This window comes from Pseudomonas sp. B21-040, from assembly GCF_024748695.1.
Classification (GTDB): Bacteria; Pseudomonadota; Gammaproteobacteria; order Pseudomonadales; family Pseudomonadaceae; genus Aquipseudomonas.
This window is the reverse complement of sequence record NZ_CP087176.1, coordinates 2,935,643-2,957,358: the sequence shown is the minus strand read 5'-3', so window position 1 is coordinate 2,957,358 and position 21,716 is coordinate 2,935,643. Positions and strand designations below refer to the sequence as shown.

Here is a 21,716-nt window from a genome sequence, read left to right as displayed (position 1 = left end):
GCGAGGGACGCGCCGCTAGCGTACAAATTGTGCTTTTCGATCCTCCGGCTCTAAGGCTGACAATGCGACTGGCTTTCCCCACATTATTGTTCACTGCCGTGGCGCTGCTATTGGCCGCCGCCGGTGTGAATGCTGCACCGCAACATGCGTTGACCGTGTACGGCGAACCCGCGAAGTATCCCGCCGGCTTCAGTCATTTTGCCTACACCAACCCACAGGCGCCCAAGGGCGGCACGATGCGACGTTCGGCAATCGAAATCGGTCATTTCGACCATATGCTGCCGTACATCGACAAGGGTATCGGCGTGACGCAAATTGACGGTTTGCTCTACTCGCCGCTGGCCCAGCGCTCGCTGGATGAGCCTTACACCGTATACGGCCTCGTCGCACAAAAGATGGAGCGCTCGGACGACGGCCTGTTTCTGCGCCTCTATCTCAACCCCAAGGCCCGCTTTGCCGATGGCAAACCGATCACGGCAGAAGACGTGCGCTACACCTTCGACTTGTTGATGACCCAAGGCAGCCTGCGCTATCGCACCCAATTCGCTGACGTCAAAGGCGTGGAAGTCGAGTCACCCCTGATCGTCCGGTTCGACTTCAAAAGCAATGAAAACCGCACCCTGCCCCTCGACATCGCAACACTGCCGGTGTTTCCCGAGCATTGGTGGAAGAGCCGCGACTTCGCCAATGGCGGCGGCTACGAGGCCCCTTTGGGCAGCGGCCCTTATAAAGTGAGCAAAGTCGATTCCGGTCGCAGCATCACTTTCGAGCGCGACGCCAATTGGTGGGGCAAAGACTTACCGGTCAGCCGTGGCCTGTACAACTTCGATCATTTCAGCATCGAGTACTTCGGCGACACCGACGTGGCGCGCCAGGTGTTGCGCGGCGGTGCTTATGACTACAACCGCGAATTCTCCGCCACCGGCTACTCCATCGGCTACGACAGCCCGGCCTTGAGCGACGGTCGCCTGCAAAAGGCGCACCTGGCAACCGACGCGCCGCAACCGGCCCAAGGGTTTGTCTTCAACCTGCAAAACCCGATGTTCCAGGATCGCCGCGTGCGTCAGGCCCTGGTCATGCTCTGGGATTTCGAATGGAGCAACCGGCAGATGATGCGTGACATGTACATTCGCCAGCAGAGTTTCTTTTCCAACACCGACCTGGCTGCGCGGCAACTGCCGGATAAAGCGGAACTGGCCATTCTTGAGCCGTTGCGCGGCCAGATCCCGGACGAGGTGTTCACCAAGGTCTTCGAAGCACCGAAAACCGATGGCAGCGGTGTGATTCGCGACAAGCAATTACAAGCACTGGACCTGCTCGGACAGGCCGGCTGGAAACCCGATGGCGATCAACTGGTCAACGCCGAAGGCGAGCCGCTGAGCTTCACTTTCCTGGTCAGCCAGAACGGCATGGACCGTTTGCTGCTGCCTTATAAGCGCACCTTGAAACAGATCGGTATCGACCTGAACATCCGCCGGATCGATTCGTCCCAATACGTGAATCGCCTGATGAGCCGCGACTACGACATGATCGTCACCGGCTACCCGGTCACCACCTCACCCGGCGGCGAGCTGTTCAATTACTTCGGCTCGATCTCGGCCAACGACCCCGGTGCCAACAACTACATGGTGCTGAAGAATCCGGCGGTCGATACCTTGATCACCGGACTGGTCCGCGCCACCACCCAGCCGGAAATGCTGCGCTACGCCCACGCACTCGACCGGGTACTGCAATGGAACTACTACTGGATTCCCAACTATTACCCACCGGGCACATCGACCGTCTGGTGGAACCGGTTCGGCCGGCCCAACGTGCAGGCCAGCAATGACGAAGCCATCGAGAGCTGGTGGGAAATAAGCACCACCGCGCTGACCAACCAGCAAATGACGGCTGAGCAAATCAGTCGTGGCAAACCCGGAGGGCCGCATTGATGTGGGCTTACACACTGCGGCGCTTGCTGCTGATCATCCCGACGCTGGTGATCATCCTGTTGGTCAACTTCATCATCGTCCAAGCCGCGCCGGGCGGTCCGGTGGAACAGGCGATTGCGCACCTGCAAGGCATCGGCGGCGCGACCGTCGGCGGCGGCGCCGGTGAACGCATGACCGGCACTTCGCGCGCCAGTCGCGGGCTCGACCCGCAACTGATCAAGGACATCGAAAAGCAATACGGTTTCGACAAACCCGCCCATGAGCGCCTGTGGCTGATGCTCACCAGTTACGCCAGGCTGGACTTCGGTAAAAGCTTTTTCCGGGGCGCCACGGTCACTGACCTGATCCTGGAAAAAATGCCGGTGACCATCTCCCTCGGCCTGTGGGCGACGCTCATCACTTATCTGGTGTCGATCCCCCTGGGCATCCGCAAGGCCGTGCACCACGGCAGCCATTTCGATATCTGGAGCAGCACCGCGATCATCATCGGTTACGCAATGCCGGCGTTCCTGTTCGCCATGTTCCTGATCGTGGTGTTTGCCGGAGGCACTTCGCTGAACTGGTTCCCGGTGCGCGGGCTGGTCTCGGACAATTTCGAGTCCCTGTCGACCGTGGGCAAAATCGCCGACTACTTCTGGCACCTGGTGTTGCCAGTCACATCGCTGGTCATTGGCGGATTTGCCACGCTGACCATCCTCACCAAGAACTCGTTCCTCAATGAAATCACCCGCCAGTACGTGATCACTGCCCGCGCCAAAGGCATGAGCGAGCGCCGGGTGCTTTATGGGCACGTGTTCCGCAATGCGATGCTGCTGGTGGTGTCGGGTATTCCGCAGGCATTCATCAGTGTGTTTTTCGCGGGCTCCTTGCTGATCGAAGTGATTTTCTCACTCGATGGCCTGGGCCGCATGAGCTATGAAGCCGCGGTCTCCCGAGACTATCCGGTGGTGTTCGGTTCGCTGTTTATCTTCACCTTGTTCGGGCTCTTGATAAAACTCGTCGGCGACCTCTGCTACACCCTGGTCGACCCGCGTATCGACTTCGCCGCGAGGAATGCCTGATGTTCAAGCTCTCGCCGTTGGGTCGACGCCGTTTTGAGCGCTTCAAGAAAAACCGCCGGGGCTGGTGGTCGCTGTGGTTGTTCATCGGTCTTTTTATGCTGACGCTGGGTGGCGAGTTGATCGCCAACGACAAGCCGCTGGTGGTCAGCTATCAGGGGCAATGGTATTTCCCGGTGTTCAAACGCCACACCGAGCAGGCGTTCGGTGGGCAATTGCCGTTCCAGGCGGATTACCGCAGCGACTATGTGCAAAAGCTGATCAAACAGGATGGCGGCTGGATGCTGTTCCCGCCGATCCCGTTCAGTGACGACACACCCAATTACGACCTCAACAAACCCGCGCCGAGCCCACCCTCGGATGTGAACTGGCTGGGCACCGACGATCAGGCCCGGGACGTATTGGCCCGGGTGATTTTCGGCGCCCGAGTGTCAATCCTGTTTGCGTTGATGCTGACCTTTGTCAGCGCCCTGATCGGCATTGCCGCCGGGGCGCTTCAAGGTTATTACGGCGGCTGGGTCGACTTGATTGGCCAGCGCTTGCTGGAAGTCTGGTCCGGGTTGCCGGTGCTGTACCTGCTGATCATTCTCTCGGGGTTTGTCGAACCGAATTTCTGGTGGCTGCTGGGGATCATGGCGCTGTTTTCCTGGCTGGCACTGGTCGACGTGGTGCGCGCCGAATTCCTTCGAGGGCGCAACCTGGAATACGTCAAAGCCGCCCGGGCGTTGGGCCTGACGGATCGCAAAGTGATCGTGCGGCACATTCTGCCCAACGCGATGAACGCGACCCTGAGTTACCTGCCGTTCATTCTCACCGGGGCGATTTCCACCCTGACGGCCCTGGATTTCCTGGGTTTCGGCATGCCAGCGGGCAGCGCATCGCTGGGCGAATTGATCGGCCAGGGCAAGCAGAACCTGCAGGCGCCGTGGCTGGGATTGACGGCGTTTTTCACCTTGGCATTGATTCTTTCTTTACTGGTGTTTATCGGCGAGGCATTACGTGATGCTTTCGATCCGAGATCCTGACGCGGACTGTTGATATGAGTACCAACCTGATCGAAATCCGTGACCTCAGCGTCGCCTTCAGTGGTGAAACCGTGGTGCGCAAGCTGTGCCTGGACATCCGCCCCGGTGAATGCCTGGCGCTGGTCGGCGAGTCGGGGTCCGGTAAATCGGTGACCGCCCATTCGATCCTGCAACTGCTGCCCGAAACCGGCACCGAGTCCACCGGCAGCATTCGTTATCGCGGCAGGGAATTGCTCGGCGCGACGCCCAAAGTGCTGCGGGAACTGCGCGGCAACCGGATCGCGATGATTTTCCAGGAGCCGATGACGTCGCTCAATCCGCTGCACAGCATCGAAAAGCAGATCGGCGAAACCCTGCTTCTGCACAAAGGCCTGACCGGTAAACCGGCGCAAGCGCGGATCCTTGAGTTGCTGCACCTTGTCGGCATTCAAAAGCCCAAGGAGCGGCTCAAAGCTTACCCCCATCAACTCTCGGGTGGTCAGCGTCAGCGCGTGATGATTGCGATGGCCCTGGCCTGTGAGCCTGAGTTGCTGATTGCCGACGAACCGACCACGGCGCTGGACGTCACGGTGCAGCGCAAGATTCTGATCCTGCTCAAATCGCTGCAACACCGGCTCGGCATGTCGCTGCTGCTGATCAGCCATGACCTCAACCTGGTGCGCAGCATTGCCCAGCGTGTTTGCGTGATGAAGGCCGGGGAAATCGTCGAGCAGGCCACGTGCGAAACGATTTTTACCGAGCCAAAACACCCTTACAGCCGCATCCTGCTCAACGCCGAGCCGGAGGGTGAAGCCCTGCCCCGTGATGAGCGCGAGAACGTACTGGAAGTGGACAACCTGCGCGTGCAGTTCGCTCTCGGCGGTGGTTTGTTTCAGCGCAAGACTTACCTCAATGCCGTGGACGGCATCAGCCTCAACATTCAGCGCGGCAAGACGCTGGGCATCGTCGGTGAGTCCGGTTCGGGCAAGTCGACACTAGGCCAGGCGATCCTGCGCTTGCTCGACTCCCAAGGCAGCATTCGCTTTCAGGGCGAGGCACTGGATGGCCTGACGCAAAAACAACTGCGACCATGGCGCAAGAAAATGCAGGTGGTGTTCCAGGACCCTTATGGCAGCCTCAGCCCACGCATGTCGGTGGCACAGATCATCAGCGAAGGCCTTGAGGTACACAGCCAGTTGACCGACGAACAGTGCAAGGCCGAAGTGATTCGGGCACTGGAAGAAGTCGGCCTCGACCCGCAAAGTCGCCATCGCTATCCGCACGAATTTTCCGGCGGCCAACGTCAGCGCATCGCGATTGCCCGGGCGCTGGTGCTCAAACCGGCGCTGATCCTGCTGGACGAACCGACCTCGGCGCTGGACCGCACGGTACAAAAACAAGTGGTCGCCCTGCTCCGCCAGCTTCAGGAAAAACATGGCCTGACGTACCTGTTCATCAGTCACGACCTGGCGGTGGTGCGAGCCCTGGCCCATGACATGATTGTGATCAAGGACGGCAAAGTGGTGGAAAGCGGCGCCAGCCATGATGTGTTCGATTCGCCGCAGCATCCGTACACCAAAGAGCTTTTGGCGGCGGCGCATCCGCGGTAGGCATCATTTCAACAGGCAGTGAGACCGCGTCGCCCGCATCGCGAGCAAGCTCGGCTCCTACAGGTTGTACGGCGTTAGACCTGTGGGAGCCGGGCTTGCCCGCGATGAGGCCCGCCCCAGACACCACACTTTCTGGATATAAAACCCATGAACACCACCGAAAGCCTCAAGGATTACCAACGGGTCCGTCTGCTGGCGATCCGTTCGCTGTTCGAGATCATCGAGCAGTCCAGTGAAGGCACGGTGATTGTCGACCGCGATGCGAACATCGTGTGGATGAACGAGCGTTACGCCCGGCGTTTCGGTCTGGAATCGGCGCAAGGCGCCATCGGCAAGGCCTGCGAAAGCGTGATCCCCGGCAGTCTTTTGCGTGAAGTGGTGCGCACCGGGCGCCCGATTTTGTTGGACATGCAGGACACGCCGAAAGAGCCGCTGGTGGTCATGCGCCTGCCGATCCATGACGATGCCGGTGTGGTGATCGGCGCGATCGGTTTTGCCCTGTTCGACGAATTGCGCAGCCTGTCGCCGATGCTCAAGCGCTACATGAGCATGCAGGAAGAACTGGCGTCCACCCGCTCGCTGCTGCGGGCGCGGCAAACCAAATACAATTTCGCCCACTTCATCGGCACCAGCGCCGCCAGCCTGGAAGTCAAACGCCGGGCCCGGCGCAGCGCCAGTGCCGACTCGCCGGTGTTGCTGCTCGGAGAAACCGGCACCGGCAAGGAACTGCTGGCGCAGGCGATCCATGGTGCTTCGCCGCGTGCACATAAAGCCTTCGTCAGCATCAACAGCGCGGCGATTCCCGAATCGTTGCTGGAAGCGGAATTCTTCGGCACCGCCCCCGGCGCCTTCACCGGTGCCGACCGCAAGGGCCGCGCCGGAAAATTGCAGATCGCCCAGGGCGGCACCTTGTTTCTCGATGAAATCGGCGACATGCCGCTGCCGCTGCAAAGCAAATTGCTACGGGTTTTGCAGGAAAAGGAATTCGAGCCGGTCGGTTCCAACGAAGTGATCCAGAGTGATGTGCGGGTGATTGCCGCGACCTCCACGGACCTTGAGGCCGCGATCAAACGCGGCGAGTTTCGCGCGGATTTGTACTACCGCCTCAACGTGCTGCCCATCCACGTGCCGCCGCTGCGTGAACGCCTCGATGACCTGCCGGCACTCAGCGAAGCGATTCTTGAGGAACTGCGCAGTCAGCACGAACTGAACCGCGAGGCGCTGGAGGTGTTGGGCCAGCACGCATGGCCGGGGAACATTCGAGAACTGCGCAACGTCCTGGAGCGGGCGGCGTTGCTCAGTGATGATCTGCTGCTGGATGCCGACGAGATTCGTGCGGCGATTGGCACCTTCACGCCGGTGGAGCGAGTGGCACCGCTGATGATTGAGCCGGTTGCGCACGAGACGTTTAGCCAGGCTCGGGAGCGGTTTGACCGGCAGTTGATTGAGTCCGCACTCGCGCAATGCGGGGGCAAGGTGATTGAAACTGCGGCGCGGCTGGGGTTGGGTCGGTCGACGTTGTACAAGAAGATGGTGGCGCTCGGGATTGACGAGTCTCTATAAAGAGACACGAATCTCAATTATTAGACAGACCTTCGCGGGCAAGCCCGCTCCCACAGGGTCAGCTATTTTTCAGGAGAACGCCGTCAAACTGTGGGAGCGGGCTTGCCCGCGGTGAGGCCATCACTGCCAAACAAGTCTCAATGTAGAGACAAGCCCTCCAGATACCCGCACCATTTCCGGCACACCCCCTTGTATTTCAAGGCCTCTAGCCTCTGGCACGAATCTCGCTATAGGCCTTTTCCACAACAGATCTACCCTACAAAAATAACAATCCAGGAGACACACCATGAGTGTGATCATTGCCTTGGCAGCGCTCGCGCTGTTGATGCTGGCTGCTTACCGTGGCTATAGCGTTATCCTTTTTGCTCCGATTGCCGCCCTCGGCGCCGTCCTGCTCACTGACCCTTCCGCCGTCGCCCCAGCCTTTACCGGGGTGTTCATGGAGAAAATGGTCGGCTTCATCAAACTGTATTTCCCGGTGTTCCTGCTCGGCGCGGTGTTCGGCAAACTGATCGAGTTGTCCGGCTTCTCGCGCTCCATCGTCGCCGCTGCTATTCGCCTGCTCGGCACGCGCCAGGCGATGCTGGTGATTGTGCTGGTCTGCGCCCTGCTGACATACGGCGGCGTGTCGCTGTTTGTGGTGGTCTTCGCGGTGTATCCGTTTGCCGCCGAAATGTTCCGCCAGAGCAACATCCCCAAGCGTTTGATCCCGGCAACCATCGCCCTCGGCGCATTCTCGTTCACCATGGACGCCCTGCCCGGCACTCCGCAAATACAGAACATCATCCCCAGCACCTTCTTCAACACGACCGCGTGGGCGGCGCCGTGGTTGGGTGTGATCGGCGCGATCTTCGTGTTCTGCGCGGGCATGCTGTTTCTTCAGCGCCAGCGCAACAAGGCTCAGCTTGCCGGTGAAGGTTATGGCACCGAACTGCGCAACGAGCCGGAAACTGCTGCCGACATCAAGCTGCCCAACCCGTGGATCGCCCTGTCGCCGCTACTGGCCGTCGGCATCATGAACCTGCTGTTTACCCAGTGGATTCCGCAGTGGTACGGCAAGACCCACAGCCTCGCGCTGCCGGGTATGGCGGCGCCGGTCACCACCGATATCGCCAAGCTCACCGCGATTTGGGCGGTTCAGGCAGCCTTGCTGGTCGGCATCATCATGGTGCTGGTGTTCGGCTTCCAGGCGATTCGCGGCAAGTTGGCTGAAGGCAGCCGAAGTGCAGTCAGCGGTTCGTTGCTCGCGGCGATGAACACCGCTTCGGAATACGGCTTCGGCGCGGTGATCGCATCGTTGCCAGGCTTCCTGGTGCTGGCCGACTGGCTCAAGAGCATCCCCAACCCACTGGTCAATGAAGCGATTACCGTGACCTTGCTGGCCGGCATCACCGGTTCTGCGTCGGGCGGCATGAGCATTGCGCTGGCGGCCATGGCCAATGACTTCATCGCCGCTGCCCATGCAGCCAACATTCCGCTGGAAGTGCTGCACCGTGTGGCCGCGATGGCCAGTGGCGGCATGGACACCTTGCCGCACAACGGCGCCGTGATCACGTTGCTGGCGGTCACCGGCCTGACGCACCGCGAGGCCTACAAAGACATTTTCTGTATTACGCTGATCAAGACCCTGGCGGTCTTCGTGGTCATCGGCACTTTCTACGCCACTGGCATTGTGTGAGGTATTCATGACGACTCTTACAGGCAAAACTGCGCTGGTCACCGGTTCTACCAGCGGCATCGGCCTGGGCATCGCGCTCAGCCTGGCCAAGGCTGGCGCGAACGTGGTGCTCAATGGTTTCGGCGACGCCTCCAAGGTGATTGCCGAAGTCCAGCAGTTCGGCGGCAAGGTCGGTCATCATCCGGCCGACGTCAGCGACCCGGCGCAGATTGCCGACATGGTCGCTTATGCCGACCGTGAGTTCGGTGGCATCGACATTCTGGTCAACAACGCTGGCATCCAGCATGTGGCGCCGGTGGAAGAGTTTCCGGTGGAACGCTGGGATTCGATTATCGCGATCAACCTGTCGTCGGTGTTTCACAGCACCCGCCTGTGCCTGCCGCGCATGCGGGCCAAGAATTGGGGGCGGATCATCAACATCGCCTCGGTGCATGGCCAGGTCGGGTCGACGGGCAAGGCTGCCTACGTCGCCGCCAAGCATGGAGTGATCGGCTTGACCAAAGTGGTCGGCCTGGAAACCGCGACGACCCACGTCACCTGTAACGCGATTTGCCCGGGATGGGTGCTGACGCCTCTGGTGCAGAAGCAGATTGATGACCGCGCCGCGACCGGGGTTGATCCGCAACAGGCGCAGCATGATTTACTGGCCGAGAAGCAGCCGTCGCTGGAGTTCGTGACGCCGCCGCAACTGGGTGAACTGGTGCTGTTTTTGTGCAGCGAAGCCGGCAGCCAGGTACGTGGCGCGGCGTGGAATATTGATGGCGGGTGGTTGGCGCAGTAACCCACCCTGATCGTTCCCACGCTCTGCGTGGGAATGCAGCCCGGGACGCTCTGCGTCCCAAGTGCCGAACGCGGAGCGTCCGTTGAGGCATTCCCACGCGGAGCGTGGGAACGAGAGAAGAAGAGGCAAATCATGTCCGACATCCTCTGGCAACCCAGCGCCGAGCGAATCGCCAAGACGCGCATGGACGCCTTTCGGCGTTCCATCAGTCAGCGACACCACATCCATATCGATGACTACCCCGCCCTGCACCAATGGTCCATCGATCATCGCGAAGACTTCTGGCAAGCCATCGTCGATTTCTTCGACGTCCGTTTTCACGATCAGCCGGATGCGGTGTTGGTCGAGGGCACGCAAATGCCCAGCGCCCAGTGGTTCCCCGGCGCCACCCTGAATTTTGCCGAACACCTGCTACGCCGTCGCGACGATGCCATCGCGGTGATTGCCATTGGCGAGAATGGCCAGCGCGAACACCTGACGTGGGCGGAACTCGCCGAGCACGTTGCCGGGTTCCAACACAGCCTGATCGCTGCGGGTGTCGGCCTCGGTGATCGCGTAACGGCGTGCATGCCCAACACCTGGCAAACGCTGGTGGCCATGCTCGGCACCACGAGCCTGGGGGCGATCTGGTCCTGTTCGTCGCCGGATTTTGGCACCCAGGGCGTGATCGACCGTTTCGGCCAGATCGAACCGAAAGTACTGGTCACCTGCGCCGGTTACCACTATGCCGGCAAGGACATCGACCAGACCGGCAAAATCAATGAAATCCTGGAACGCCTGCCGTCGTTGCAGCAGTTGATCGTGGTGCCTTTTGCAAAGCCGCAGGCACACATCGTGGACTTCCACACCCCGGCCAATGTCACGCTCTGGGAGGATTTCTACGACGTCGGCGGTGAACCGGATTTCGTCCCCGTACCCTTCGCTCATCCGCTGTACATCCTCTATTCCAGCGGCACCACTGGCGTGCCGAAATGCATCGTCCACAGCACCGGTGGCGTACTGCTGCAACACGTCAAGGAACACGGCTTGCATTGTGATCTGGGCGCCGGCGACCGCCTGTTCTACTACACAACTTGCGGCTGGATGATGTGGAATTGGCTGGTCTCGGCGCTGGCGGTGGGTAGCGCCGTTGTCCTGTACGACGGCTCACCCTTCCATCCGGACCCGCAACGCTTGATCGACCTGATCGACGACGAGTGCATCAGCGTCTTCGGCACCAGCCCCAAGTACCTCGCGACCCTGGAAAGCAACGGCGTCAAACCGCGCGAAAGTCACGACCTGAGCAGCCTGAAAACCCTGCTCTGCACCGGCTCCGCGCTGTCACCGCAGAGTTACGATTACGTCTATCGCGACTTCAAGACTGACCTGTGCCTGGCCTCGATGTCCGGAGGTACCGACATCGTTTCGTGCTTCGTGAACAGCAATCCGTTTCAACCGGTATGCCGTGGCGAGATTCAGGGCAAAAGCCTGGGCATGGCGGTCGAAGTCTGGAACGACGACGGCAAGCCTGTGATTGGCGAAAAAGGTGAATTGGTGTGCACCCGGCACTTTCCGGCGATGCCCATCGGTTTCTGGAATGACCCGCAGCAGGAGAAGCTTCACACCTCGTATTTCAGCCAGTTCCCGGGTGTCTGGGCCCAAGGCGATTACGCCGAACAACTGCCGCACGGCGCGATGATGATCCATGGCCGTTCGGACGCGGTGCTTAACCCTGGCGGCGTGCGCATCGGTACGGCGGAGATTTACCGCCAGGTGGAAAAAGTCCCGCAAGTGCTGGACAGCGTGGCCATTGGTCAACAATGGCAGGGAGACGTGCGGGTGGTGCTGTTTGTGCGCGTGCGTGAGGGCGTTGAACTCGATGAAGCGCTGCAACAGCAGATTCGTCAGGTCATTCGAGACAACACCACGCCCCGGCATGTGCCAGCGAAGATCGTCGCGGTGACCGATATTCCACGGACCATCAGCGGCAAGGTCGTCGAGTTGGCGGTACGCAATGTGGTGCATGGGCAAAAGGTCAAAAACACCGATGCACTGGCCAATCCCGAGGCGCTGGAACAGTTCCGAAACCGCCCCGAACTGCAGGATTGAAAATGTTTCCCTGTGGGTCAGCGTCATTACAGTTGGCCCGCGGGGCTGACAGCGCATCGATTTCCATGGCAAAAAGCGCCCGCAAAGCATTCAATGCAAAAATAATGACCCCAAACGGGCCATCCAGCGTCTACCCCTCTACGAGAAAAGCAGACGCCGCCACACCGGTTTAAACGCAGGACGACTTGATGAACGCATTCCCCATCGGCAGCGATGCCCAGGCCTTGATTGCCAGGCTGGACTGGACACGCACCCCATTGGGCGCGGCCGGCACCTGGCCACAGAGCCTGCGCACCGCCGTGGATATCGTGATCCACTCACCGATGCCAATGCTGTTGCTGTGGGGTCCGCAACTGACACAGATTTACAACGATGGCTTCGCCCTCCTCGCCGGCAGCAAGCATCCACACGCTTTCGGACAGCCGACGCATCAAATCTGGCCAGATCTCCAGGACTTTACCGACCCGATTTACAGCGCTGTCCTACAGGGCCAGGTACGCACCTACAGCGAACAGCGCTTTACCTTGCAGCGTGACGGTGCGGATTCCGACTTCTGGCTGGATTTGACCTACAGCCCGATCCGCGATGAAAGCGCCGAGGTCGCCGGAATCCTGGTCACCGCCATTGAAACCAACGAACGCCGCCGTATCGCGCTGGAGCTTGAACAGCGCTCAGCCGCGAGCCTCAAGGCCCAGCGCGAAACCGAGCAACGCCTGCAACTGGCTTTGGCCGCCACCGACGCGGTCGGCACCTGGGATTGGGACATCGGCGAAGACCGTTTCCTCGCCGATGCCCATTTCGCCCAACTGCACGGCGTCAACCCGGAACTGGCCGGGCAGTTACCCATCAGCGAGTACTTGCACGGCGTGCACCCCGAAGACCGGGCGATGATCGCGCGCAGCATCAAGCACTGCATCACCCATGGCACCGAGTACGCCGAGGAGTATCGCCTGCTGCAACCCGACGGCCAGTTGCGCTGGGTGTTTGCCCGGGGTCGTTGCTATAAGGATCACCATGGCCGGCCGATGCGTTTTCTCGGGGCGGCGCTGGACCTTACCGAGCGCAAACACACCGAACAGGCGCTGCGCCAAAGCCAGACCGAGCTGCAACTGATCATCAATGCCATGCCGATCCTGATCAGCTACGTCGACAGTGAAGAGCGTTTTCGCCTGAACAATTCCGCCTACCTGGACTGGTACGGCCTGACGCCCCAAGAGCTCTTTGGCAAAACCATTCGTGAAGTGCTGGGTGACGAGGCCTATGCGTTGCGCGCCGAATACATCGGCGAAGCCCTGAAGGGCAAGCCCTGCAGTTTCAGTATCAGCACGCCACACCGTGACGGCAGCCTGCGCCAGGCGCTGATGAATTACCTGCCGCGCCACGGTGCGGACGGCGCGGTGAATGGTTTCTACATTTTTGTAATCGACGAAACCGAGCGCAAGCAGACCGAGGAAGCCTTGCGCAACCTCAACGAAACCCTGGAAGAGCGCGTCGCCGCCCGCACACAGCAGTTGGCCGAAGCCAACCAGCGTCTGCAGAACGAGATGGTCGAACGCGAGCGTGCCGAGGACGCCTTGCGTCATGCACAGAAAATGGAGGCCGTCGGCCAACTCACCGGCGGTATCGCCCATGACTTCAACAACATGCTCACCGGGATCATCGGCAGTCTCGACCTGATGCAGCGCTACATCGCCGACGGGCGTACTGCCGAGATTGGCCGTTTTACCGAAGCCGCCGTGTCCTCGGCCAACCGCGCCGCCGCGCTGACCCATCGCCTGCTGGCGTTCTCCCGTCGCCAGTCACTGGATCGCAAGCCGCTCAATGCCAACGAGCTGGTGCGTTCGCTGGAGGATTTGCTCAGCCGGACCAAGGGCGACCACATCGAGCTCAAACTGCAACTGGCCGATGAAGTCTGGTCGATCAGCACCGACGTCAGCCAACTGGAAAATGCCCTGCTCAACCTGGTGATCAACGCCCGCGATGCGATGCCCGGTGGCGGCGAACTGCTGATCGAAACGGCGAATGTTTACCTCGACGGCAGCGACATCACCACGGTGGAACCGGTCAAGGCCGGGGACTACGTGATGATCGCCGTCAGCGACAACGGCACCGGCATGACACCGTCGGTATTGGCCAAGGCGTTCGACCCGTTCTTCACCACCAAGCCCATCGGCCAGGGCACCGGCCTGGGGTTGTCGATGATTTACGGCTTCGCCCAGCAATCGGGCGGGCATGTCAGCCTGTTCAGCTTGCCGGGCCAGGGCACCAGCGTGCGCCTGTATTTGCCACGCCTGCACGCCATGGAACCGCAGGACGTGCTGACGCCGGTGACGGGCGAGGCACCCGCAGCGATTGCCGGGGAAACCGTGGTGTTGGTGGAAGATGATCCGGCGGTGCGCATGCTGGTGCTCGATCTGCTCAAAGAGCTGGGTTACCACGCTTACGAAGCCGAAGATGCGACAACGGCCCTGCCCTTGCTGGAATCTGATTTGCGCGTCGACCTGCTGGTGACCGATGTCGGGCTGCCGGGCATGAACGGACGGCAGCTGGCAGAGATCGCCCGCCAGCATCGCCCGGGACTGAAAGTGCTGTTCATGACCGGTTACGCGGAAACAGCCGCCGAACGCCAGGGGTTCCTCGAAGAAGGCATGGACATGGTCGCCAAGCCTTTTTCCATTGATCTGCTGGCCAACAAGATTCGCACGATGATCGGCCAACCGGACTGAGTTAAGGCATAATCGCGCGCCCCGCTGGTACCAACATAGCCACCACCGTTGCAAGGTATGCCCCAATGAAAGCTCAAGCCCGCCATATTCTGGTGAAAACCTCGGAAGAAGCCGAGCAGCTCAAACAACGCATCGCCAAGGGCGAAGCCTTCGATGTGCTGGCCAAAAAGTACTCCACCTGCCCGTCCGGCAAGCGCGGCGGCGACCTGGGTGAAGTTCGGCCGGGGCAGATGGTCGGGGTCATTGATGCGGTGATTTTCAAGAAACCGCTGCGGGTGGTGCATGGGCCAATCAAGAGCAAGTTCGGGTATCACCTGGTGCAGGTGTTTTACCGGGATTGATCGGTTGGCTGTTGGGCCCCATCGCGGGCAAGCCCGCTCCCACAGGTTTTGTGAACACCGAAGATCCACTGTCGGAGCGAGCCTGCTCGCGAACCGATGGCGCAGCCAGTGGCCATCCACCGCTATCTTGGGATCAACGCCCCCGGCACCTGAATCACCCGGCTTGCCAATCGATGCCCCGCCTCCGCCGCCTCGGCCGGGCTCCCGCCCTTGAGTCGGCTGGCCAGATACGCCGCACTGAACGAATCCCCCGCCGCCGTGGTGTCTACAACGCGCTCGACCTTCTGCGCCGGCACCTCGAACATCTCGCCGTCGCAACGAATCAAACAGGCCTCGGCGCCACGCTTGAGCACCACTTCCGGCGTACCGATCTGCTCGTAAGCCTCGAACACCGCCTCGCCGCTGGAGAAATGAAACAGCGCCTGCTCGTCCTCAAGGGTCAGCAACGCCAGGTCCACATACGGCAAAACACTGCGATACGCCGCGCGAGCTTCTTCGACTGAAGTCCACAGCCGTGGCCGATAATTGTTGTCGAAGACGATCCGCGCATCTCGCTGACGGGCCTCAATCAACGTTTCCAGCAACTTTTCCCGACCTTGCACACCGAGCACCGCCAGGGTAATGCCGCTGAAATACAGCACATCGTAATCCGGCAGCGCCGCCAGGATCGGCGCGGCCGCTGGCGTGGTGAAGCAATCGCGCACGGCGGCTTCGTTGCGCCAGTAGAGGAAACGGCGCTCACCGGCGGCATCGGTCTGGATGCAATACAAACCGGGCAAGCGACCGGGCAAACGCTGGACCATGCCCAAGCCGATGTCTTCGCTGGCCCAGTGCTGGCACATCGCATCGCTGAAACTGTCGTCGCCCAGGGCCGTGACGTAGTCGACGATACCGCGCTCGCCCAGTTCACGGGCCAGGTAGACGGCGGTGTTCAGGGTATCGCCGCCGAAGCTTTGTTGGAGGCTGCCGTCGGCGCGATGTTGCAGCTCGATCATGCATTCGCCGATCAGGGCGATGCGTGGGGCATCTGGCCCCAGGGTGTTGATGGTGTGCATTGTGTGGGGTCTCTGGTGTTTCTTTGTTGTCTGGGCGGGCCTCATCGCGAGCAAGCTCCGCTCCTACAGGGATCGTCTAACCCCTGTAGGAGCCGGGCTTGCCCGCGATTGCCGCACCTCGGTATCAAGCCTTAGAAACAGGTTTCCATGGTTTCGATGACATTCAGCTGTTCATCCACCAGACACCCGGTACGCCACTTGTCGAACGTCAGGCACGGGTGCGAGGTGCCGAACGAAATGATGTCGCCCACCCGCAATTCAACCCCCGGCGCGACGGTCATGAACGCGTGTTGATCCATCACCGCTGTCACCTTGCAGGCGCTGACGTCATCGCCGTTGGCCGGGATCACCCCGGCCTTGTAACGCAGCAGCGGCACCGGCAAACCGGCGTCGTAGGCCACATCGCGCTTGCCCAGGGCAATCACCGCAAAACCCGGTTCCGGCATCGACTGCACGTGCGCCCAGACTTCCAGTGCCGGGCGCAGGCCTTCGTGCAGGTCGCTGCGACGGTCGAGCACGCAGCACTGCGCTTCTTTGTAGATGCCATGATCGTGCGCCACGTAGCTGCCGGGACGCAGCACGCTGAGGAAACGGCCGCCGGCGTTTTGCGCTTCGAACTCCTCGGCAATCAAGTCATACCAAGCCGATCCCGAAGCGGTGATGATCGGCTTGGTAATCGCAAATGCGCCACTGTCCTGCAACTGCACGGCCAAGCGCACCAATGACCCGGCGAAATCACGAATGCCGGTGACCGCATGATCACCATGGATCACGCCTTCGTAGCCTTCGATACCGGTCAGTGCCAACGCCGGTTGTGCGTTGATCGCTTTGGCCAGTGCGAGAACTTCGTCTTCCGTGCGGCAACCGCAACGACCACCCACCACGCCGTATTCGATCATCACGTTCAGGCGCACACCGCGCGAGGCAAAGAACGCCCCGAGGTCGGCGACGTTGTCCGGGTGATCGACCATGCAATGGAAATCAAAGGTCGGGTCTGCCAGCAGATCGGCGATCAGCGCCATGTTCGGCGTGCCCACCAACTGGTTGGCCATCAGCACCCGACGCACACCGTGGGCGTAAGCCGCGCGAGTTTGCGTAGCGCTCGCCAGGGTGATGCCCCAGGCACCGGCGTCCAGTTGGCGGCGAAACAGTGCCGGGGTCATGCTGGTTTTACCGTGGGGCGCGAGTTCGGCACCGCTGTTGCTGACAAACGTCTGCATCCACCGAATGTTGTGCTCCAGCGCTTCGCGGTGCAGCACCAGCGCCGGCAGGCTGACGTCGCGTACCAGATTGGCGCCGGTCTGGGCAAAGCCCTTTTCCACGGCGGCAGTATTTTGGGCAGTAGACATGGTCGAACTCCTCACATTCGCGGCCGCAGGCAGCCGCTGTTATTCGTTGATACGCCGGGCCAGGCTGTTGGCGCTGTCGATCAGCACCCGGCGATAAGCGTCGTAATTGTTCTTGGCATCGTCCCGTGGGGCGACGATGCACAGGGTCGCGATGGCCACGCCCGTCGGGTCTTTGACCGGAGCGGCGAAGCAGTGGGTAAAGGTGTCGGCGACACTATCGAAAGAGAAGAAGCCCTCGATACCGGCCTGACGGATCTCCTGGAGAAACTGCTCCAGCGCCAGACGCTCGCCGTTGGGCAGGATGAAGTCGTCGTGGTCGATCAAGTCGACGATTTCCTGGTCACTCAAGTGCGTCAGCAGAAGGCGCCCGGACGCCGTCCACGGAATCGGCGCGTTCTCGCCGATGTCCGAAGAAATGCGGAAATGCCGCTCGCCTTCCTTCATCAGCGCCACCGTGTATTTGCGCCCGTTGAGCAGGCACATCTGGGCGGTTTCATGGGTCTGGCTGACGATCTCCTGCAAGGCATGATCAGCCTCGCGGGTCAGGTCGAAATGACGCAAATGCGCCTGTCCCAGGAAGTACAGCTGACGGCCGAGGTAAACGTGACCGTCCTTGCCCACGGCCTCCAGAACCCGACGTTCCAGCAGCGAGGCCACCAGTTCGTAGACCGTGGATTTCGGACTGCCGATGCCGCTGGCGATTTCGTTCGGGCGCAGGGGTTTGCCGATTTCCTTGAGGAAGTCGAGGATATCGAACGCCCGGTCCAGCCCACGTGCCCGGCGCTTGATGGTGTCTTCGGTCATGTCAGTGGTTCCCATTCAAATTCGCCGGGAAGTTTACCCAGAGTGCAACGGTGACCGTTAGGCCGTCATCGCTGGCAAGCCAGCTCCCACAGGGATTGTGTGAACACTGGAGATCCAATGTGGGAGCGTGGCTTGCCCGCGATGAAGTCACCTCGGTTCAGGCCTTTTTCTTGTACGCGATGCAGTCGATCTCAACCTTGCAGTCGACCATCATGTTCGCCTGCACACACGCGCGCGCCGGGGCGTGCTCGGGGCTGAAGTACTCGGAAAACACTTTGTTGAAGCTCCAGAAATCCCGTGGGTCTTCCAGCCATACGCCCGTGCGCACCACGTCTTCCAGGCCATAACCGGCCTCTTCGAGAATCGCGATCAGGTTTTTCATGGTCTGGTGAGTCTGCTCGACAATGCCACCCACAATGATTTCGCCATCCAGCGCCGGCACCTGGCCAGACACATGCAGCCAGCCATCGGCTTCAACGGCGCGTGCAAAAGGACGGGGCTGGCCGCCACCGGCGGTGCTGCCGGTGCCGTAACGAGTAATGCTCATGAGTGTTTCTCCTGATTGAGAAGTGAAAATGCTTCTGAAAAAAATCAGAAACGCGTGTTCTTGAGAAATTCCGCCAGACGCGGCGATTGCGGGCGTTCGAACAGCTCCTTGGGTGGCCCCTGCTCTTCAATGCGCCCCTGATTCATGAAAACGATCTTGTCCGAAACTTCGAATGCAAAACGCATTTCGTGGGTGACCAGCAACATGGTCATGCCTTCGTCGGCCAGGCCCTTGATCACGTTCAGCACCTCGCCGACCAGCTCAGGGTCGAGCGCCGAGGTGACTTCATCAAACAGCATCAGGCTCGGGTTCATCGCAATCGCCCGGGCAATCGCCACGCGCTGTTGCTGACCGCCGGACAACTGACCGGGATAGTGATCACGGCGCTCCAGCAAACCGACGCGCTCCAGCCATTTTTCCGCCAGCGCGACCGCTTCGTCCTTGTGCAGCTTCTTGACCTTGAGCAAACCCAGCGTGACGTTCTGCAACGCCGTAAGGTGCGGGAACAGGTTGAACTGCTGGAACGCCATGCCGGTCATTGCACGATGACGGGCGATGACTTTTTCCGCATGGCGCACACGCTTGCCGTTGACCTCGTCATAACCGATGGACTCGCCATCGAGCATGATCTGCCCACCCTGAAACTCTTCGAGCATGTTCACGCAACGCAACAGTGTGGTTTTGCCCGAGCCGCTGGAGCCGATCAGTGTGACGACGTTGCCGCGCTGCATGCTCAGGTCTACGCCCTTGAGCACTTCGAGCTTGCCGTACTGTTTGTGCAGCCCGCGAATGTCCAGCAGGGCCTGGCCGTTTTGTATGTTGGAAGTTTGAGTCATGGCAAGGCCACCCGCTTTTCAATGTGCCGGCCGAGTAATTCGATGCCGTAGTTGATGACGAAAAACAGAAATCCGGCGAACAGGTAAAACTCCAGGGTCATGAAGGTCCGGGCGATGATCTGCTGCGTGCTGAGCAGCAACTCGGCCACACCGATCACCGACAACAGGGTCGACGCCTTGACGATCTCGGTCGATGAGTTGACCCAGGTCGGCAGGATTTGCCGCAGCGCCTGAGGCAACAGCACATACCCGAGGGCCTGATAAAACGTCAGGCCGATGGCTTTGCTCGCTTCCATCTGCCCGCTGGGTAATGCCTGCAACGCACCGCGCACGATTTCGGCGACGTGGGAGCCGCAAAACAGCGTCAGACCCAAGGCACCGGCCTGAAACGCGCTGATCTGCCAACCCAGTGCCGGCGCCATATAGAAGCAGGCCAGCACCAACACAAATACCGGCGTCCCGCGAATCAGGTCGACATAAAAACGAAACGGCGCGCGCATCCAGAACTTGCCGTAGGTCAGCACCAGGCCGGCGACAATGCCGACCATCGTGCCCAGCAAAATGGCCAGTGCCGACACCTGCACGCTGGTCAAAAAGCCTTGCCACAACACTTCGCGGGCCACCCATAACTCATTCAACCAACTGGGGGATTCGTACATGGGGCCTCCTATCGGCGGATCGCCAGACGCTGTTCGAGGTAACGCAGCATCATGGCAATGAGGTAGCAGGCCGCAACATAGAGCGCCGTGGTCACCAGCCAGGTTTCAATCACCCGGTAGCTCTCGACATTGATCTTGCGCGCGTAATAGGTCAGCTCCGGCACGGCAATCGCCGCGGCCAGAGAGGTGTCCTTGAACAGCGAGATGAAGTTGTTCGACAAGGCCGGCAGCACATTGCGCAACATCACCGGTACGGTGACGTACGCCTTGACCTGCCACTCGCCCAGGCCAATGGCCAACCCGGCCTCGCGTAGCCCCTTGGGAATACTCAGCAAGCCACCCCGGAACACTTCGGTCAGATACGCCCCGGCATACAGCGACAACGTGATGATGAACGACGGGATCTTGTCCAGGCGAATGCCCAGGCTCGGCAAGGCAAAGTAGATCAACAGAATCAATACCAGAATCGGCGTATTGCGGATCACCGTCACATACACCGACGCCAGCACCCGCAATGCGCGGTGCTTCGAAAGCAAAGCAAACGCCATCATCAGGCCGATCACACAGCCGATGGCGATCGACACCAGTGCCAGTTCGAGGCCCAGACCGAGCCCCGCCAGCAAGGTGTCGAAATCGCGCCACACGGCGGCAAAATTCAACTGATAGTTCATGGTCAGCAGTACCTTGAGCGGGGCGCGTTACAGGCGCCCCGCTCTCACGGGATCATTTGAATTCGACAGGGAAACCGATGGCCGGCGACGGCAGCTCGACACCGAACCACTGTTTGAACGACGCCGCGTAGGTCGGGAACTCGACGCCGGTCATGGCTTCATGCAAGGTGGTGTTGACGAAGTTCAGCCAGTCCTGATCGCCACGTTTGACTGCGCAGGCGTAGGTTTGCGGGCTCCAGGCGTAAGTCGGGCTGCGATAGCGGCCAGGGTTCTGCACCATCAGGTATTTGACCGACGACTGATCGGTGGCGGCGGCATCGGCACGGCCGGAGTTCACGGCCTGGTACATCAAATCCACACTGTCGTACTGATCGACCTTGGCCTTGGGCAGTGCCTGGTGCACCAACTCCTCGGCGTACACGTTCTGCAACACCGCCACGGTCACGCTGTCGCCAGCGGCCTTGAGGTCTTCGATTTCCTTGTACTTGCTGTTCGCCGGCAACAGCAGGCCGACGCCTTCGCGGTAGTACGGCAAGGTGAACGCCACCTGCTGCGCACGGCTGGCGGTCACGGTAATGAACTGGCAACTGATGTCGACCTTGTCGGTCAGCAGATTGGGAATCCGCGCATCGGAAGACTGCACCACGAACTCGACCTTGGTCGGGTCGTTGAACAACCCCTTGGCAATCATCCGCCCGATATCGATATCGAACCCCTGCAACTTGCCATCCGCTCCCTGGAAGTGCCACGGCGCATTGGTGCTGCCCGTGCCCACAATCAATTTCCCGCGGGCCAGCACGCTATCGAGCTTGCTGTCTGCTGCCTGGGCCATGCCCATGACAGAGGCAGACGCGGCGAAAAGGAAAACACACGCTTTAAACAAGGAAGGTCGGCGATGCATGGCAAGCACTCCAGGGTGATGTTTATTCCGCTATACCGGACACGAGTATGTAACAGCGGAATAGACAGCAGAAAGTGTGCCACAGGTTGTGGAGGGAATGTTGGGGAGATTGAA

Annotated in this window: 18 protein-coding genes; 10 read left to right on the top strand and 8 right to left on the bottom strand. The window is 60.5% G+C overall.

Translation table 11 applies throughout. The features are described from left to right. Positions 1–62 precede the first annotated feature (62 nt). The 10 genes from LOY55_RS13725 (at position 63) to LOY55_RS13680 (ending at position 14,780) form a co-directional block, all read left to right on the top strand. Entirely contained in the window at positions 63–1,931 is a 1,869-nt protein-coding gene (locus tag LOY55_RS13725; RefSeq protein ID WP_258668051.1) for an extracellular solute-binding protein, read from the top strand. After that, positions 1,931–2,992 carry a microcin C ABC transporter permease YejB gene (locus LOY55_RS13720; RefSeq protein ID WP_109784720.1) on the top strand — a complete coding sequence of 354 codons (1,062 nt, stop codon included), beginning with the start codon at positions 1,931–1,933 and terminating at the stop codon, positions 2,990–2,992. The genes LOY55_RS13725 and LOY55_RS13720 overlap by 1 nt, the downstream gene beginning before the upstream one ends. Continuing rightward, on the top strand, positions 2,992–4,014 hold the full coding sequence (locus LOY55_RS13715) for an ABC transporter permease (RefSeq protein ID WP_077430235.1): 1,023 nt from the start codon (positions 2,992–2,994) through the stop codon (positions 4,012–4,014). Before LOY55_RS13720 ends, LOY55_RS13715 begins: the two co-directional genes overlap by 1 nt. A gap of 14 nt (positions 4,015–4,028) precedes the next feature. Further along, positions 4,029–5,603: an ABC transporter ATP-binding protein gene (locus LOY55_RS13710; protein WP_046027426.1), complete on the top strand. Its 1,575-nt coding sequence runs from the start codon at positions 4,029–4,031 to the stop codon at positions 5,601–5,603. Positions 5,604–5,750: 147 nt separating this feature from the next. Further along, positions 5,751–7,166, top strand: a complete 1,416-nt coding sequence (locus LOY55_RS13705) for a sigma-54-dependent Fis family transcriptional regulator (protein ID WP_109784719.1) — start codon at positions 5,751–5,753, stop codon at positions 7,164–7,166. 286 nt (positions 7,167–7,452) lie between these two features. Beyond that, positions 7,453–8,844, top strand: coding sequence for a GntP family permease (locus LOY55_RS13700; protein ID WP_046027428.1), 1,392 nt, complete (start codon positions 7,453–7,455; stop codon positions 8,842–8,844). A 7-nt stretch (positions 8,845–8,851) separates the two neighbouring features. Beyond that, positions 8,852–9,625, top strand: coding sequence for a 3-hydroxybutyrate dehydrogenase (gene hbdH / locus LOY55_RS13695; protein ID WP_223524772.1), 774 nt, complete (start codon positions 8,852–8,854; stop codon positions 9,623–9,625). A gap of 132 nt (positions 9,626–9,757) precedes the next feature. Then, positions 9,758–11,713, top strand: a complete 1,956-nt coding sequence (locus tag LOY55_RS13690) for an acetoacetate--CoA ligase (protein WP_258668050.1) — start codon at positions 9,758–9,760, stop codon at positions 11,711–11,713. A gap of 188 nt (positions 11,714–11,901) precedes the next feature. Then, positions 11,902–14,439 (top strand): PAS domain S-box protein, encoded by a 2,538-nt coding sequence (locus tag LOY55_RS13685; protein WP_046027431.1) that lies wholly within the window; start codon positions 11,902–11,904, stop codon positions 14,437–14,439. 65 nt (positions 14,440–14,504) lie between these two features. Further along, on the top strand, positions 14,505–14,780 hold the full coding sequence (locus LOY55_RS13680; RefSeq protein WP_007898282.1) for a peptidylprolyl isomerase: 276 nt from the start codon (positions 14,505–14,507) through the stop codon (positions 14,778–14,780). A gap of 122 nt (positions 14,781–14,902) precedes the next feature. Here LOY55_RS13680 and LOY55_RS13675 read toward each other — a convergent pair whose 3' ends face one another. The 8 genes from LOY55_RS13675 to LOY55_RS13640 form a co-directional block, all read right to left on the bottom strand. Beyond that, complete coding sequence (locus tag LOY55_RS13675) at positions 14,903–15,835, bottom strand: sugar kinase (RefSeq protein ID WP_077430240.1); 933 nt, start codon at positions 15,833–15,835, stop codon at positions 14,903–14,905. A 131-nt stretch (positions 15,836–15,966) separates the two neighbouring features. After that, positions 15,967–17,184 (bottom strand): amino acid deaminase, encoded by a 1,218-nt coding sequence (locus tag LOY55_RS13670; RefSeq protein WP_223524766.1) that lies wholly within the window; start codon positions 17,182–17,184, stop codon positions 15,967–15,969. A gap of 39 nt (positions 17,185–17,223) precedes the next feature. Then, positions 17,224–17,988, bottom strand: coding sequence for an IclR family transcriptional regulator (locus LOY55_RS13665; protein WP_223524763.1), 765 nt, complete (start codon positions 17,986–17,988; stop codon positions 17,224–17,226). Between the two features lie 157 nt (positions 17,989–18,145). Then, a complete protein-coding gene (locus tag LOY55_RS13660; protein WP_046027435.1) occupies positions 18,146–18,535 on the bottom strand; it encodes a RidA family protein in 390 nt (129 codons plus the stop codon). Positions 18,536–18,579: 44 nt separating this feature from the next. Continuing rightward, positions 18,580–19,371, bottom strand: a complete 792-nt coding sequence (locus tag LOY55_RS13655; RefSeq protein WP_109784716.1) for an amino acid ABC transporter ATP-binding protein — start codon at positions 19,369–19,371, stop codon at positions 18,580–18,582. Beyond that, positions 19,368–20,030 (bottom strand): amino acid ABC transporter permease, encoded by a 663-nt coding sequence (locus LOY55_RS13650; RefSeq protein WP_109784715.1) that lies wholly within the window; start codon positions 20,028–20,030, stop codon positions 19,368–19,370. Before LOY55_RS13650 ends, LOY55_RS13655 begins: the two co-directional genes overlap by 4 nt. Before the next feature lie 8 nt (positions 20,031–20,038). Beyond that, positions 20,039–20,701 carry an amino acid ABC transporter permease gene (locus tag LOY55_RS13645; protein ID WP_109784714.1) on the bottom strand — a complete coding sequence of 221 codons (663 nt, stop codon included), beginning with the start codon at positions 20,699–20,701 and terminating at the stop codon, positions 20,039–20,041. Between the two features lie 52 nt (positions 20,702–20,753). Further along, positions 20,754–21,602 carry a transporter substrate-binding domain-containing protein gene (locus tag LOY55_RS13640; protein ID WP_077430243.1) on the bottom strand — a complete coding sequence of 283 codons (849 nt, stop codon included), beginning with the start codon at positions 21,600–21,602 and terminating at the stop codon, positions 20,754–20,756. Positions 21,603–21,716 lie beyond the last annotated feature (114 nt).